This is a genomic window from Mycobacterium botniense, from assembly GCF_010723305.1.
Taxonomy (GTDB): domain Bacteria; phylum Actinomycetota; class Actinomycetes; order Mycobacteriales; family Mycobacteriaceae; genus Mycobacterium; species Mycobacterium botniense.
On the sequence record NZ_BLKW01000004.1, the window covers coordinates 362,482 to 376,785 of the forward strand.

16 protein-coding genes are annotated in these 14,304 nt (G+C 65.7%); 10 read left to right on the forward strand and 6 right to left on the reverse strand.

Translation table 11 applies throughout. The annotated features are described in order from the left end of the window. Nucleotides 1-147: 147 nt before the first annotated feature. From folP to glgC, 6 genes are all read left to right on the forward strand, one after another. Nucleotides 148-972 (forward strand): dihydropteroate synthase, encoded by an 825-nt coding sequence (folP, locus tag G6N08_RS11835; protein WP_163760508.1) that lies wholly within the window; start codon nucleotides 148-150, stop codon nucleotides 970-972. Next, nucleotides 969-1,919 carry a glucosyl-3-phosphoglycerate synthase gene (locus G6N08_RS11840; RefSeq protein ID WP_163757512.1) on the forward strand — a complete coding sequence of 317 codons (951 nt, stop codon included), beginning with the start codon at nucleotides 969-971 and terminating at the stop codon, nucleotides 1,917-1,919. Before folP ends, G6N08_RS11840 begins: the two co-directional genes overlap by 4 nt. Before the next feature lie 38 nt (nucleotides 1,920-1,957). Continuing rightward, nucleotides 1,958-2,311, forward strand: a complete 354-nt coding sequence (locus tag G6N08_RS11845) for a DivIVA domain-containing protein (RefSeq protein ID WP_163757514.1) — start codon at nucleotides 1,958-1,960, stop codon at nucleotides 2,309-2,311. Continuing rightward, nucleotides 2,308-2,883 carry a DNA-3-methyladenine glycosylase I gene (locus G6N08_RS11850; protein WP_163757516.1) on the forward strand — a complete coding sequence of 192 codons (576 nt, stop codon included), beginning with the start codon at nucleotides 2,308-2,310 and terminating at the stop codon, nucleotides 2,881-2,883. Before G6N08_RS11845 ends, G6N08_RS11850 begins: the two co-directional genes overlap by 4 nt. A 149-nt stretch (nucleotides 2,884-3,032) precedes the next feature. Continuing rightward, the gene (locus G6N08_RS11855; RefSeq protein WP_003406247.1) at nucleotides 3,033-3,200 is read left to right on the forward strand and encodes a DUF3117 domain-containing protein; all 168 of its coding nucleotides are present in this window, start codon (nucleotides 3,033-3,035) and stop codon (nucleotides 3,198-3,200) included. A 256-nt stretch (nucleotides 3,201-3,456) separates the two neighbouring features. Beyond that, complete coding sequence (glgC, locus tag G6N08_RS11860) at nucleotides 3,457-4,671, forward strand: glucose-1-phosphate adenylyltransferase (protein WP_163757518.1); 1,215 nt, start codon at nucleotides 3,457-3,459, stop codon at nucleotides 4,669-4,671. A 237-nt stretch (nucleotides 4,672-4,908) separates the two neighbouring features. Here glgC and G6N08_RS11865 read toward each other — a convergent pair whose 3' ends face one another. The 5 genes from G6N08_RS11865 to G6N08_RS11885 form a co-directional block, all read right to left on the reverse strand. Further along, nucleotides 4,909-5,583, reverse strand: coding sequence for a methyltransferase family protein (locus tag G6N08_RS11865; RefSeq protein ID WP_163757520.1), 675 nt, complete (start codon nucleotides 5,581-5,583; stop codon nucleotides 4,909-4,911). Between the two features lie 10 nt (nucleotides 5,584-5,593). Beyond that, a complete protein-coding gene (locus G6N08_RS11870) occupies nucleotides 5,594-7,234 on the reverse strand; it encodes an ABC transporter permease (RefSeq protein ID WP_371869057.1) in 1,641 nt (546 codons plus the stop codon). Between the two features lie 2 nt (nucleotides 7,235-7,236). Beyond that, nucleotides 7,237-8,175, reverse strand: coding sequence for an ABC transporter ATP-binding protein (locus G6N08_RS11875; RefSeq protein ID WP_163757523.1), 939 nt, complete (start codon nucleotides 8,173-8,175; stop codon nucleotides 7,237-7,239). Then, nucleotides 8,165-8,803 (reverse strand): TetR/AcrR family transcriptional regulator, encoded by a 639-nt coding sequence (locus G6N08_RS11880; protein WP_163757525.1) that lies wholly within the window; start codon nucleotides 8,801-8,803, stop codon nucleotides 8,165-8,167. The genes G6N08_RS11875 and G6N08_RS11880 overlap by 11 nt, the downstream gene beginning before the upstream one ends. A 70-nt stretch (nucleotides 8,804-8,873) precedes the next feature. After that, the gene (locus tag G6N08_RS11885) at nucleotides 8,874-9,539 is read right to left on the reverse strand and encodes an O-methyltransferase (protein WP_163757527.1); all 666 of its coding nucleotides are present in this window, start codon (nucleotides 9,537-9,539) and stop codon (nucleotides 8,874-8,876) included. Nucleotides 9,540-9,748: 209 nt separating this feature from the next. Between G6N08_RS11885 and sigE the strand changes: the two genes are divergently transcribed. From sigE to tatB, 4 genes are all read left to right on the forward strand, one after another. Beyond that, a complete protein-coding gene (gene sigE / locus G6N08_RS11890; protein WP_163757528.1) occupies nucleotides 9,749-10,525 on the forward strand; it encodes an RNA polymerase sigma factor SigE in 777 nt (258 codons plus the stop codon). A 141-nt stretch (nucleotides 10,526-10,666) separates the two neighbouring features. Beyond that, nucleotides 10,667-11,059 (forward strand): anti-sigma E factor RseA, encoded by a 393-nt coding sequence (gene rseA, locus G6N08_RS11895; RefSeq protein WP_163757530.1) that lies wholly within the window; start codon nucleotides 10,667-10,669, stop codon nucleotides 11,057-11,059. Between the two features lie 62 nt (nucleotides 11,060-11,121). Next, nucleotides 11,122-12,621 carry a serine protease HtrA gene (gene htrA / locus G6N08_RS11900; RefSeq protein WP_163757532.1) on the forward strand — a complete coding sequence of 500 codons (1,500 nt, stop codon included), beginning with the start codon at nucleotides 11,122-11,124 and terminating at the stop codon, nucleotides 12,619-12,621. Then, nucleotides 12,622-13,029 carry a Sec-independent protein translocase protein TatB gene (gene tatB, locus G6N08_RS11905; protein WP_163757534.1) on the forward strand — a complete coding sequence of 136 codons (408 nt, stop codon included), beginning with the start codon at nucleotides 12,622-12,624 and terminating at the stop codon, nucleotides 13,027-13,029. It abuts the gene before it with no gap. Nucleotides 13,030-13,120: 91 nt separating this feature from the next. Here the strand turns inward: tatB and G6N08_RS11910 are convergent, their stop codons facing one another. Next, on the reverse strand, nucleotides 13,121-14,299 hold the full coding sequence (locus tag G6N08_RS11910) for an Mrp/NBP35 family ATP-binding protein (RefSeq protein WP_163760513.1): 1,179 nt from the start codon (nucleotides 14,297-14,299) through the stop codon (nucleotides 13,121-13,123). Between the last annotated feature and the right edge of the window lie 5 nt (nucleotides 14,300-14,304).

The following is a 14,304-nucleotide window of genomic DNA, read 5'->3' on the forward strand; positions in this document are numbered from 1 at the left end:
GCTACTTCGACATGCTCGCCCCGATGACCTCATTCGCGCACGCTGTAGCCCACCAGGCACCATAGACGCGTGCGGCAGACAGCTCCGATCGCATCCGGGCAATCGACACTATGCGGCCGTCCGGTCGCAGGTGACCGCGCGCTGATCATGGCGATCGTCAACCGCACCCCGGATTCGTTTTATGACCGGGGCGCGACCTACAGCGACGAGGCGGCCAAATCGGCCGTGCACCAAGCGATCGCCGACGGCGCCGACGTCATCGACGTCGGCGGCGTCAAAGCCGGTCCGGGCCGAAGCGTCGACACCGAGACCGAGGTCGCGCGGGTGGTGCCGTTTATCGCGTGGCTGCGTGACACCTACCCCGACCAACTGATCAGCGTCGACACCTGGCGCGCAGCGGTGGCCCGGCAGGCCTGCGCGGCCGGCGCCGACCTGATCAACGACACGTGGGGCGGCGTCGACCCACAAATGCCCGAGGTGGCCGCCGAGTTCGGAGCCGGTCTGGTGTGCTCGCACACCGGCGGTGCGCCGCCGCGCACCCGCCCGTTCCGGGTGAGTTACGGGACGACTACCCGCGGGGTGGTGGACGAGGTGATCCGCGAACTGACCGCCGCCGCTGAGCGCGCGGTTGCGGCCGGCGTGGCGCCTGACCGTGTGCTGATCGACCCGACCCACGATTTCGGCAAGAACACCTTTCATGGTCTGGCCTTGTTGCGTCACGCCGATGATCTTGTTAAGACCGGGTGGCCCGTGCTGATGGCTTTGAGCAACAAGGACTTCGTCGGGGAGACTTTGGGCGTGGATTTGACCGAAAGGCTGGAGGGCACATTGGCAGCCACCGCAATCGCAGCCGCGGCCGGAGCCCGCATGTTCCGGGTACACGAGGTCAGGCCCACTAGGCGGGTATTGGAGATGGTGGCCTCCATCTGTGGCAGGCGCCCGCCCGCGCGTGCGGTGAGGGGTCTGGCGTGACGACATCGGAGTTACTCGCCGGCGATCAGGCGCTGCCGGGTGACGCGTGGCTCGCCGACCGCAGCTGGGGTCGTCCAAGCTGGACTGTCAGCGAGTTGGAGGCGACGAAGGCCGAGCGAACGATCTCGGTGGTGCTGCCGGCCCTGAATGAGGAAGACACCATCGAAGCGGTGATCGAGAGCATCTCACCGCTGGTGGGCGGGCTGGTCGATGAGCTGATCGTGCTGGATTCGGGCTCCACCGACGATACGGAGATCCGGGCGATGGCCGCGGGAGCCCGTGTGGTCAGCCGCGAACAGGCCCTCCCCGAAGTGGCGCCACGACCCGGGAAAGGCGAGGCGTTGTGGCGATCGCTGGCGGTCACCAGCGGCGACATCGTGGTATTCGTCGACTCCGACCTCATCGACCCGCACCCCATGTTCGTGCCGTGGCTGGTGGGCCCGCTGCTTACCGGCGATGGGATTCACCTGGTCAAAAGCTTCTACCGACGGCCGTTGAACGTCAGTGGTGGCGATGGTGCAACCGGCGGAGGGCGCGTGACCGAGCTGGTGGCGCGCCCGCTGCTGGCGGCGCTGCGGCCCGAACTTGGCTGTGTGCTGCAGCCGCTGGGCGGTGAATACGCGGCAACCCGGGAGTTGCTGATGTCACTGCCGTTCGCGCCGGGCTACGGCGTGGAGATCGGCCTGCTGATCGACACCTACGACCGGCTGGGACTGGACGCCATCGCTCAGGTCAACTTGGGTGTGCGGGCTCACCGCAACCGGCCGCTTTCCGAGCTGGGTGCGATGAGCCGCCAGGTCATCGCGACGCTGCTGTCACGCTGCGGCATTCCCGACTCCGGGGTAGGGCTCACCCAGTTCTTCCTCGACGACGACGGTTACACCCCCCGCACCTGGCCGGTCTCACTGGTGGACCGGCCCCCGATGAAGGCGCTGCGCCCGCACTGAGGTACACCGCACCGCGGTGATGAGGCAATATCGGTGACGTGGCGTTGATATTGCTCTACCTGGTGGTGCTGATTCTGGTGGCAGTCGTCTTGTTCGGTGTCGCCGCCTTCGTGTTCGGCCGCGGCGAACAGCTACCGCCCCTGCCGCGGGCAACGACAGCAACGGTGCTGCCGGCATCGGAAATCACCGGTGCTGATGTCGACGCGATCAAGTTCACCCAGGTGCTGCGCGGGTACAAAACGAGTGAGGTGGATTGGGTGCTGGACCGCCTCGGCCGGGAACTCGACCTGCTTCGTGGCAAGTTGGCGGCGGCGCACGCCACATCGGCTGCTGCTACCGACACCCAGCCCGCCGGTGGCCAGGGCAGCGAGGATAGCCAGGATCGCACGTGACCGCACGATGCGATGACGGGTTAGTCCGCTGCGACTGGGCGATGACCAGCTCTGGGCTCTACCGCGACTATCACGACCACGAGTGGGGCCGGCCCGTGCACGACCGGATAGCCCTGTTCGAGCGGATGAGTCTGGAAGCGTTCCAGAGTGGTCTATCGTGGCTGACTATCTTGCGCAAACGGGACAATTTCCGGCGCGCTTTTTCCGGGTTCGACATCGAGACGGTCGCTCATTACACCGACGCCGATATCGCCCGGCTGATGGCCGACGACGGAATCGTTCGCAACCGGGCCAAGATCGAGGCGACGATCGCCAACGCACGCGCCGCGGCCGATCTCGATCTTTCCCGGCTGCTGTGGTCGTTCGCCCCGCCGCCGCGGGAACGGCCCGCCAGTGTATCCGAAATCCCATCGGCCACTGTGGAATCGAAAGCTATGGCAGGCGAATTGAAGCGGCGCGGTTTTCGGTTCGTTGGGCCCACCACCGCCTACGCGCTGATGCAGGCGACCGGGATGGTCGACGACCACGTCCGCAGCTGCTGGGTGCCCCGGCAGTCCCCTGAGACCCGCTAACAACCGGGTCTGGTGCGCGCGCCGAAGTGTATAGGGAACAATAGAGGAGTGAATTGGCAGTTCAACGCCGGGTGTGGAAACGGCGGGGCATGCCCGGCACCCACCGGGCCCGTGATGACGGGCTGGCTCGAACCTGGAGGGAGCATTCGATGGCGGCGATGAAGCCCCGGACCGGCGACGGTCCTCTGGAAGCGACCAAGGAGGGGCGCGGCATCGTGATGCGGGTACCACTCGAAGGTGGCGGTCGGCTCGTCGTCGAGCTGACACCCGACGAAGCCGCCGCACTGGGCGACGAGCTTAAGGGCGTCACCAGCTAACAGAGCCGACCGAAATCGGCCGCGGCGCCGCGGTTCGTGTCGGTTCAGCAGTTGGCCTTTTGCGCGCCCAGCCCGTCGACACGTGCGCCGGTTACCTGAGGTGGTCTCGGCATGCGCGCTGTGGCGGTTCTGCCCTGCGCCCGGTGCCTGGAGAGGCGTGGCCAAGCCAAAAACCTTGACCGCCAGCCGTGTCAGAACGGCGAGCAATCGTGCGATTGCCCTGGCAGCGGTGCACGGCTGCCGATAGGTTTGAGCTATGCGGGAATCGCCACATGTGCTGGGGATCGTCCTAGCCGGGGGGGAGGGCAAGCGACTGTATCCGCTCACCGCAGACCGGGCCAAACCTGCGGTCCCTTTTGGGGGCGCCTACCGGTTGATCGACTTCGTGCTCTCGAACCTCGTCAATGCCCGGTATTTGAGAATCTGTGTTCTGACCCAATACAAATCGCACTCGCTGGACCGCCATATCTCCCAGAACTGGCGGTTGTCCGGTCTGGCCGGCGAGTACATCACCCCGGTACCCGCCCAGCAGCGTCTCGGCCCTCGTTGGTACACCGGCTCAGCCGACGCGATCTACCAATCGCTCAACCTGATCTACGACGAAGACCCGGACTATGTCGTGGTTTTCGGGGCCGACCACGTATACCGAATGGACCCGGAGCAAATGGTGCGGTTTCACATCGAAAGCGGGGCGGGGGCGACGGTGGCCGGTATCCGGGTGCCGCGGACCGAAGCGTCCGCATTCGGGTGCCTGGACGCCGACGACTCCGGTCGCATCCGCAGCTTCGTCGAAAAGCCGGCCGACCCGCCCGGCGCACCGGATAATCCCGCGACCACCTTCGTTTCAATGGGTAACTACGTCTTCACTACCAAAGTACTCATCGATGCGATCCGGGCCGACGCCGATGATGACCGCTCCGACCACGACATGGGTGGTGACATCATTCCGCGGTTGGTCGCCGACGGGATGGCCGCGGTCTACGATTTTTCCGATAACGAGGTGCCGGGCGCCACCGACCGCGACCGCGGTTACTGGCGCGACGTCGGGACACTGGACGCGTTCTACGACGCTCACATGGATCTGGTGTCGGTCCATCCGGTGTTCAACCTGTACAACAAACGCTGGCCCATCCGCGGGGCGTCGGAGAACCTGGCACCGGCCAAGTTCGTGAAAGGCGGCTCGGCTCAGGAGTCGGTGGTCGGAGCAGGCAGCATTATCTCGGCGGCCTCGGTGCGCAACTCGGTGTTATCGTCGAATGTCGTGGTCGACGACGGCGCGATCGTGGAGGACAGCGTGATCATGCCGGGCACCCGAGTCGGCCGGGGCGCGGTGGTGCGACACGCCATCCTGGATAAAAACGTGGTGGTCGGACCCGGCGAGATGGTCGGTGTGGATCTGGAGAAGGACCGGGAACGGTTCGCTGTCAGCGCCGGCGGCGTCGTGGCGGTGGGCAAGGGTGTTTGGATCTAACCCGGGATCGGCTTCCACGCCGGGATCTTTGGCAGCAGGAGAGGCCTGTCGAAATCCGGTTCCCCAGTCCAGGGTGACGTGACACGACCCTGCGGGGAATGTATACGCGGCCGCCCACCCGGCCGGATACTCGGAACGACCGGGTAACCGCCTCATCGACAGTACCGAACACATTGTGTGACAACACGTTTCCTTCGTGTACGCCCAATACCTCGGGGGGTGTTGCGGTCGATTGGCCTACCAGATATAGGGCACCAAGCGGTAGCGCACCTTGTGCTGATATTCGCGATACCCGGCCAGTTCGCGTTGCAGGACCTGTTCTTCATCGCGGATGCGCAGGACGAGCACTACCAATCCGGGGATGAGGAAGACGAGTCCCCAGTAGGAGCCGAGGGCGAGCGGCACACCCAGCATCAGGATCACGTTGCCGACGTACATCGGGTGGCGGACGATGCCGTACAGCCCGGTGGAGACCAGCTTCTGTTCCGCCTCGACGGTGACGTTGGCGGCCGCGTAACTGTTTTGGATGACCACGAGCATCGCCAGCCCAAGTCCGAGCATCACCAAGACATCACCGACGACGCAGACCGAGGCCGGAACCCGCGACCACCCCAAGCGATGATCCAGGGCGCTGACCGCCATCATTGCGGTGAACGAGACGAAGACGACGGAGATGATGATCTTCTGCAGCGTCCTGGTCTCGGCAAAAGGTCCCGCACGCATGCGACGCTCAAGTGCGGCCGGGTTCGTCCGAAGCACGTAGATGCTCGGAATCCATGTCGAGAGCGCGAAGACGGCCAGGAAAGCCCACGCCTGCCAGTAGTGCAAGGTGCCGGCCGGCAAAAACAGCGTCAATCCGAAGGCCGCTAGGCCCAAAGCGGATGACACTGCGCCTTTACCGAGTGTTTTCATGACGGCATCCTCAGCTTCGCACGTCGCGGCGCCGGAAGAACACCGCTGCCAGCCCGATCAGTGCCGCATCGACCGCCAGGAGCCAGAGCAGTGGAACGGCCCTGAAGTCGCCGCCGCCGACTTGCGGGATATGCGTGAACGGTTCGAGGTCGAGCACCCACTGCGGAGCACCCGACAGCGAGCCGAGCAGGTACACCGCGATGAACCCGACCAGCACCCCCCACGCCAGCGGGGTGAACCGCGGGGCCAGACCGAACAGCGTAACGGTCACCGCGGCGAGCAGCCAGGCGGCGGGCAACTGCACGGCGGCACTGCCGAGGACGGTGGCCAGCTTGCCGCCGACATCACCGGCGGCCAAGCCGTACGTGAGCCCGGCCGCCAGCCCGGCACCCAGCATCGCCACCGCCGATCCGGTCAGTGCGATCACCAAATGACTTGCCAACCAGCGGGTCCGGCTGATCGCTCCGGCAAGTAGTGTCTCCGCTCGCTGGCCAGTCTCCTCCTGGTGCAGTCGCAGCGTCAGCGAGATAGTGAACGCGGCGGCCGCTACGGCCAGCATGTTGAACGCCACCGCGATAAAGGCCTGCTCCAGCACACCCGTGCCGCCCAGCCGCGCGAGGATACTGCGTGCGGCCGTGCCGTCGCCCAGTTCGTCCCCGATGCCGTGCACCACGCTGCCGATCAGCAGGCCATACAGACATAGTCCGGCGGTCCACAACAACACTGCGGCGCGGTCGAGCCGCCACGCCAGCCCGAACACCCCTCGCAGCGCCACTGCGGCAGTTGCGGGACCGAGACGTTCGGCGATCAACCCGGCGCCCACGTCGCGGCGCGCGAGCAATCCGTAGGCCAGCACAGTGAGCACCACCGTCGTCGCCAGATGCAGCACCAGTACCCACCAGCGCTCGCCCGCGTAGGGCCTGACCTGCAGCGACCAGCCCAGTGGGGAAGACCATGACAACCTGCCAGAACCGGCATCGCCCACGGCGCGCAACGCGAACGCGGCCGCCAGCACGGTGAACGCGGCCGCGCGGGCGAACCGGGCGCTCGGCGACAACTGCGCGGCCACCGCGGCCACGGCGGTGAACACCAGCCCGGACGCGGCCAGCGCCGCGCCGAACGCTAGCGACCCGCTGCGCGCAACGTCGGTGCTTAACAGCCCCGCAACACCAACCACGCCGGTGGCGATCGACGCCCCGAAGGACAACAGCAGCGCGGCCGTCAGGTTGGCGTAACGGCCGACAGCGGTTGAGTCGATTAGTTCGGCGCGTCCCGCCTCCTCCTCGGCGCGGGTATGGCGGATCACGGTGAGGATGACCGCTATTGCGATGAGCACGTGGAACATCCCGGCTTTCCAGATGGCGACTGCGCCGAGGCTGTCGTTGTAGACCGGGCCGTACAAAGCCCGCTGCGCGGGGCTGGTCATGATCGAGGCCGCGAATGCTGCGCGCGCGGCCTCGGTGGGGTAGACCTTCTCGACGCTGCCGACGTAGATGGTCGCCAGTGGCACGGACAGCAGCAAGACCCACAACGGCAGGACGATCCGGTCGCGGCGCAGAAAGAGCCGCAGCATGCCCAGCGTGCCGGAGACGTTCGAACCGTGTCCGGGCACCCGGTGTGCCGGGCGATGCGACCGGTCCACGGCGAGCATGCTCATGGCGTCCGCACTTCCTGTCCGCTGCGCGCCCGCTCACCGTCGACGCTGTAGTGGCGCAAAAACAGTTCCTCCAAGGTCGGCGGGTGGCTGACCAGGTTGCGCACACCCGCTTCGCCGAGTACCCGAATGAGTTCACCCAGGCTTTCACTGCCGACCTGCGCGTGCAGGATGTTGCCTACGACGCTGACATTCTCCACGCCCTTGATCCGCGTGAGATCTCCTGGGTCACCAATCATTTCGGCTTTAATCGAGGTACGGCTGAGGTGGCGCATAGAGTCCAGAGAACCGCTATCGACGGTCTTGCCGGCCCGGATGATAGTCAGCCGATCGCAGAGCGCCTCAGTCTCAGCCAGGAGATGGCTCGACAACAAGACAGTCACGCCGCGGTCGCGTGCTTCTCCCACACACTGCTGAAAGACGTGCTCCATCAACGGATCCAGTCCGGTGCTCGGCTCGTCGAGCAGCAGCAGCTCGGCCCGTGACGAGAACGCCGAGACGAGGGAGACTTTCTGGCGGTTACCCTTGGAGTAGGTGCGGGCCTTCTTGCGCGGGTCGAGGTCGAAGCGCTCGATCAGCTCGGCGCGGCGCTTCCGGTCGATACCGCCGCGCATCCGGGCCAGTAAATCGATGATTTCGCCGCCGGTGAGCGAGGGCCATAGTGTGACATCGCCTGGCACATAGGCGATACGACGGTGCAGCCCGACAGCGTCGGTCCACGGGTCGCCGCCGAGCAGTCGAGCTGTCCCGCTATCGGCCCTGACCGCGCCCAGCAGTATCCGGATCGTCGTCGTCTTACCGGCGCCGTTGGGGCCCAGAAAGCCGTGCACCTCGCCTTCGCGCACTGTCAGGTCCAAGCCATCCAGCGCTCGCACCGAGCCGAAATGTTTTGTGAGGGAGTGAATGTCGATAGCGATATGGCTAGTGTCAGCGGGCATCGGAGGCTCCTTGCCGGGCCGCGGCCAGCAACGCGTCGTACATCGTGGGATCGGCCATCAGGCCCTCGGTGTAGACCTCCAGGGAGGGCAGCAGCATGTCGTTGCGGTAGTCGCGCAGCACCGCCCGCAGATCGGTGGGGTTTTCGTGCAATTGCAGGTACAGCAAAAAACCGCCGCCACCGGTGATTGCCAAAAACCTGGCCCTGGCCTTCGGGTCGCGGCTGGGTTTGATGGCGCCGGCCCGCACACCCTCGTCCAGATACTCCTCGGCGTTTTCAATCATCCTGCGCCACAGCACTTTTCCTAATTCGCTGCCAGACTGCACACTGCGCACCAGGTATGCCATGATGGGCGCATACGACTCGATCTCAGCCAACTGGGCGAACCAGGTGGCCGGGTCGTTGGAGCGCATTGACTCCGACTTTGCGGTGCGGATCTCGTCAGCGACGTAGTCATCGCAGGCCCGGCGCAGGCCGTCTTTGGAGCCGAAGTGATGGATCACCAACGCGGCACTTACCTCGGCGGCGTCAGCGATGGCGCGCAGGCTGACACCGAAGCCATGCTCGCCGAACTGCCGGATCGCCGCATCGCGGATTCGGGCGGCGGCGGTCAGATCGGCTGAACGCATGTTCAGCACATTAAACAGTTGTTCAGGACGCTGTCAATGCGACACCGGGCCCGAAATCCGGAACGACGCGTTAATCGCGGACCGCGGCCAGCAGCCCGTCGCCGAGCGGGACCAAGGCCGGGGTGAGCCGCTCGTCCTCGGCGATCAGCCGGGCCGCTTCCCGGACCGCTGTCACCTCAGCGTCGTGCGCTGCGGGATCGCCTGCACGCCCGCCCAGGGCCGCGCCGTGCACGATGACCACCCCGCCGGGGCGCAACAACCGCACCGCTTCGGCGACGTAGCTGGGCTGGTCGAGCGGATCGGCGTCAATGAACACCAGGTCATACGACGCATCGGCGAGCCGGGTCAGCACCTCCTGGGCCCGGCCGCTGATCAGGCGCGTTCGTGACGGCCCGATCCCGGCCTCGGCGAACGCCTCTTTGGCGATCCGCTGGTATTCGGGTTCGACGTCGATCGTGGTCAAAACCCCGTCCTCACTCATGCCCGACAACAACCACAGGCCGCTCACCCCGGCGCCGGTACCCACCTCGACGACAGCCTTACCACCGCTGAGCTTGACCAGCAGGCTCAGCAGCGCGCCGACCGCCGGGGTTACCGCCCCGGCGCCAATGTCCATGGCGCGGTCGCGCGCGGCCACGAGAATCGCATCCTCTGATATCGATCCTTCGGCGTGTGCGGTGAGAGATTCGGCCCGACTCAGAGCCGCCTGACCGGGGGGGTGGTCGGTACTGGGCATGCCCGCAGCGTAAGTCCAACCGGCGTCGCCGTCAGGCAGGCACGCCCGATTCCGCGGGGTGCCCGACCTCGCGACACACCCGGGCAGGCACGTTGATGAATGTCACACGGCACCGCATATCTGCAGTACGTGACTGTGCGGCCGGGCTTCTCAGTGAAAGCTCAGTCGGGTCACATACCGACCACACGCCGGTAGGCGACCGTAGTTGCATGGAACGCGCCGACAGCTGGGACGGGAATACCCCGTGGGAGCTGCGCGTTACGCGCGGTGACCAACTGTCGATCAGTTACGGCAGGCCCGATTCGGAGGATCCGATCATCACCACACTCATGAGCCCGACCAGTATGTCGCATCCTCAGCGGCGCCGCGACACGGACTGGGTGGAGTCATCCGAGGAACTATTCGGCACCGCCGTGTTCGACGCGACCGGTGACAAGGCCACGATGCCGTCCTGGGATGAGTTGGTGCGCCAGCACGCCGACCGGGTATACCGGTTGGCCTACCGGCTCTCGGGCAATCAGCACGACGCCGAAGATTTAACCCAAGAGACCTTTATCCGGGTGTTTCGATCGGTTCAGAACTACCAGCCCGGAACATTCGAAGGCTGGCTGCACCGCATCACCACGAACCTGTTTTTGGACATGGTGCGTCGACGTGCACGCATTCGCATGGAAGCGTTGCCAGACGATTACGATCGGGTGCCCGCCAGCGATCCCAACCCCGAGCAGATCTACCACGATTCGCGCCTTGGGCCCGACCTGCAGGCGGCCCTGGATTCGCTGCCGCCGGAGTTCCGCGCCGCAGTGGTGTTGTGCGATATCGAAGGCCTGTCCTACGAGGAAATCGGTGCGACGCTGGGCGTGAAGCTGGGGACGGTACGCAGCCGCATCCACCGGGGCCGCCAGGCGCTGCGCGACTATCTGGCCGCTCATCCGGCGCACGATGCGCGTCCCGATGTGCCGGGAGCGACGGTCAACCCCGCATAACCGGACAAGGCGGGGTCGCGGTGGTGGATCGGCTTCAGCACCACTGTGCGGGTCTGGCCGGCTGTGTGATGGGTGCTCATGCATCAGGCCGCGCGCTACATTCGAGGTACGCACGTGGAGGTGGGGTGGAAAGGAGCTGTCATGGGCGACCGGGGACATGTGTTCCGTCGCGCGTTTTCCTGGCTCCCATCACCGTTTGCCTCTCAAAATGACGCTCCGGTCGGCGCTCCCCGCCAGTTCAGCTCCACTGAGCATCTGTCCACCGAGGCCATCGCGGCGTTCGTGGATGGGGAGCTGCGCATGAGCGCGCACCTGCGTGCGGCGCATCATCTGTCGCTGTGTCCTGAGTGCGCTGCCGAAGTGGATGGCCAGAACCGGGCGCGGGCGGCGCTGCGCGATTCGCATCCCATACGGATTCCCAGCACACTGCTCGGGGTATTGTCACAGATCCCGCACTCGCCGCCCGGCGCGGCGCCGCTGTCATCGGAGCAGCTCACCGACGATGACGGGCATGACCCGGGTAAGCGCCGCTAGGCTGGACAGCACGTGCAGATTGGCTTAGCGCGCGGTTTGGTGACGGGTCGAAAGAGGACAAGGTGAGCGCCGACCAGGACAACTATCGCGGTGACCGCTTAGGGCCGCGCCCCATTTCCCGCCCCCCGGTCGACCCCGTTTCGCGCCAGGTTTTCGGGCGCCCGCACGGGGTCCACGGGTCTTTCGTGGCCGAAGCGGTGCGCCCGCCGAAGTACCGCAACGAAAGCACGTTCACTCCGCATCATCGGCCGGCCGACCCTGTGCTCGAGGAGGCCTTCGGCCGCCCGTATCCGGGTGCCGAGTCACTCCAGCGTCACCCCGTCGACGCCGGTGCGTTGGATGAAGACAGGGACAGCGGGCCGGAAGAGCCCGACGACCCGTGGCGGGATCCCGCGTCCGCTGCGGCTCTGGGCGGCCCGGCGCTGGCACCACCCCAGCCGCATGCCGTCATCGGGGGAAGTGACAAGCTCGGCGTGCGCGACGTGCTTTTCGGTGGGAAAGTTTCCTATCGGGCGCTGGCCGTCCTGGCCGTCGTCGCGCTGTTGATCGGCGTGGTCGGCGGCTGGGTGGGCCGGAAGACAGCAGAGGTCGCTGAAGCATTCACGACATCGAAGGTCACCCTGCCAACCAACGGCAACGCCCAAGCGCCCGCTGGCCGATTCGCCAAAGTGGCAGCCGCAGTAGCCGATTCGGTCGTAACAGTCGAATCTGTCAGCGATCAGGAAGGGATGCAAGGCTCGGGTGTCGTTGTCGATGGCCGCGGCTACATCGTCACCAATAACCACGTCATCTCGGAGGCGGCCAACAACCCCAGCCAGTGGAAGACGACGGTGGTGTTCAATAACGGCAAGGAAGTGCCCGCGAACCTGGTTGGCCGCGACCCGAAAACCGACCTGGCTGTGCTCAAGGTCGACAACGTGAACAATCTGACGGTGGCCCGCCTCGGTGACTCTGACAAGGTTCGCGTCGGTGATGAGGTGCTTGCTGCCGGCGCGCCGCTGGGGTTGCGCAGCACCGTGACGCACGGCATCATCAGCGCGCTGCATCGCCCCGTCCCGCTATCGGGTGAGGGCTCGGACACCGATACCGTTATCGACGCCGTCCAAACCGACGCCTCGATCAACCACGGCAACTCCGGCGGCCCGTTGATCGATATGGCTTCTCAGGTGATCGGCATCAACACCGCCGGGAAATCGCTGTCCGATAGCGCCAGCGGGCTGGGGTTCGCGATCCCGGTCAATGAAGCCAAACTGGTCGCGCAAACCTTGATCAGGGACGGCAAGATCGTGCATCCGACGCTGGGAGTGACTACCCGCTCGGTCAGCAATGCCATAGCCTCGGGTGCTCAGGTGGCCAACGTCAAGGTAGGAAGTCCTGCAGAGAAGGGCGGGATCCTGGAAAACGACGTGATCGTCAAGGTCGGCAACCGCACCGTCGCTGACGCCGACGAGTTTGTCGTCGCTGTGCGACAGTTGACCATCGGGCAGGACGCGCCGGTGGAGGTGATCCGCGATGGCCGACACGTCACCCTGACGGTCAAACCCGGTCCGGACGGCGGCTAAATGTTCGCGAATGTGGGCTGGGGCGAAATGCTCGTGCTGGTGGTGCTCGGGCTGGTGATCCTCGGCCCCGAACGGCTTCCCGGGGCGATCCGCTGGACGGCGAACGCGGTACGGCAGGCGCGTGACTATCTCAGTGCTGTGACCAACCAGCTGCGTGAGGACATCGGACCCGAGTTCGACGAATTGCGCGAACCGTTGAGTGAGTTGCACAAACTGCGCGGACTGACGCCGCGCGCGGCGCTGACCAAGCATTTACTCGACGGTGACGACTTCTTGTTCCCTGCTACCTTCGACCGGCCCGATGGCGTCTCACCGAAATCTGCACCCTCGCCGGCAGAGCATCCGTCAGCGCCGACACCTCACCAGTGGGTCGAAGGCCCCGCCCCGTTTGATACCGACGCGACGTAGCGCGGCGGCGATACGGGCCGCAGGTGTGCGGCAACGTTAAACCAAGCCCGTACCCGGCCGGCGCGATCTGGCCGCGGCAGGAGTCCGGCAGTCAACGCCGAGTGGGATCCAGCCCCAGGGGCATGCCAGCCAAGCCGCGGCGACGCGAGGACAAGCCATCAGCAATGCCGACCAGTTCCTTGCTCACCGGGGAGTCAGGGGCGCTCAGCACGATCGGTGTGCCGGCATCACCCGCCGCGACCAGCGCAGGGTCGAGCGGGACCTGTCCCAGTAGCGGTACCTCGGCGCCAATAGCGCGCGACAGGCGTTCTGCGACCTGTCGGCCGCCACCCTCGCCGAACACCGGCAGCTTCGAGCCGTCCGGCAACGCCAGCCACGACATGTTTTCTACGACGCCCACAACGCGTTGGCGGGTCTGTAGCGTGATGCTGCCGGCGCGCTCAGCTACTTCGGCTGCGGCAAGTTGTGGTGTGGTCACCACGAGGATTTCCGCGTTGGGAATCAGCTGGGCCACCGAGATGGCGACGTCGCCGGTGCCCGGCGGCAGATCGAGCAGCAGCACATCCAGATCGCCCCAGTACACATCGGCCAGGAACTGCTGCAATGCCCGGTGCAGCATCGGGCCGCGCCAGATCACCGGCGTGTTGCCCTGCGTGAATTGCGCAATCGAGATGACTTTCACGTCATGGGCTATCGGCGGCAGGATCATCGACTCCACCTGGGTGGGCCGGTCGGTGGTACCCATCATGCGGGGGATGGAGTGGCCGTGGATATCAGCGTCGAGCACGCCGACCGACAGGCCGCGTGCCGCCATTGCCGCAGCGAGGTTCACTGTGACGGTGGATTTGCCGACACCGCCTTTACCGGAGGCAACCGCGTATACCCGCGTCAACGAGCCGGGCTGTGCGAACGGAATGACGGGCTCGCGGGCATCGCCCCGCAATTTCTTCCGCAGCTCGGTGCGCTGCTCGTCACTCATCACGTCCAGGCCGACCTGCACCGCACCGGTACCGGGAACGTCTGCGACCGCGTTGGCGACGCGTTCGGTGATCTCGGACTTTTTCGGGCAGCCGGCGATGGTCAAGTAGATCTCGACGTTCACGTTGCCGCTGGCGTCGACGTCGACACTTTTGACCATCCCGAGTTCGGTGATCGGGCGGCGCAGCTCAGGGTCGATCACCTTGGCGAGCGCGGCACGAACAGCGGAGCTCAAGCCCTCGGCGGAATCGGGGGTTCTGGACATCACCGCCGAGTGTAGGCGTCCCCGAATGCCCG

Bases quoted from the DNA above. Each gene is read 5' to 3' on its own strand.
- folP (WP_163760508.1), top strand. From the start codon at position 148: ATGGCGATCGTCAACCGCACCCCGGATTCGTTTTATGACCGGGGCGCG.
- G6N08_RS11855 (WP_003406247.1), top strand. From the start codon at position 3,033: ATGGCGGCGATGAAGCCCCGGACCGGCGACGGTCCTCTGGAAGCGACC.
- glgC (WP_163757518.1), top strand. From the start codon at position 3,457: ATGCGGGAATCGCCACATGTGCTGGGGATCGTCCTAGCCGGGGGGGAG.
- G6N08_RS11865 (WP_163757520.1), bottom strand. From the start codon at position 5,583: ATGAAAACACTCGGTAAAGGCGCAGTGTCATCCGCTTTGGGCCTAGCG.
- G6N08_RS11870 (WP_371869057.1), bottom strand. From the start codon at position 7,234: ATGCTCGCCGTGGACCGGTCGCATCGCCCGGCACACCGGGTGCCCGGA.
- G6N08_RS11875 (WP_163757523.1), bottom strand. From the start codon at position 8,175: ATGCCCGCTGACACTAGCCATATCGCTATCGACATTCACTCCCTCACA.
- G6N08_RS11880 (WP_163757525.1), bottom strand. From the start codon at position 8,803: ATGCGTTCAGCCGATCTGACCGCCGCCGCCCGAATCCGCGATGCGGCG.
- G6N08_RS11885 (WP_163757527.1), bottom strand. From the start codon at position 9,539: ATGCCCAGTACCGACCACCCCCCCGGTCAGGCGGCTCTGAGTCGGGCC.
- sigE (WP_163757528.1), top strand. From the start codon at position 9,749: ATGGAACGCGCCGACAGCTGGGACGGGAATACCCCGTGGGAGCTGCGC.
- rseA (WP_163757530.1), top strand. From the start codon at position 10,667: ATGGGCGACCGGGGACATGTGTTCCGTCGCGCGTTTTCCTGGCTCCCA.
- tatB (WP_163757534.1), top strand. From the start codon at position 12,622: ATGTTCGCGAATGTGGGCTGGGGCGAAATGCTCGTGCTGGTGGTGCTC.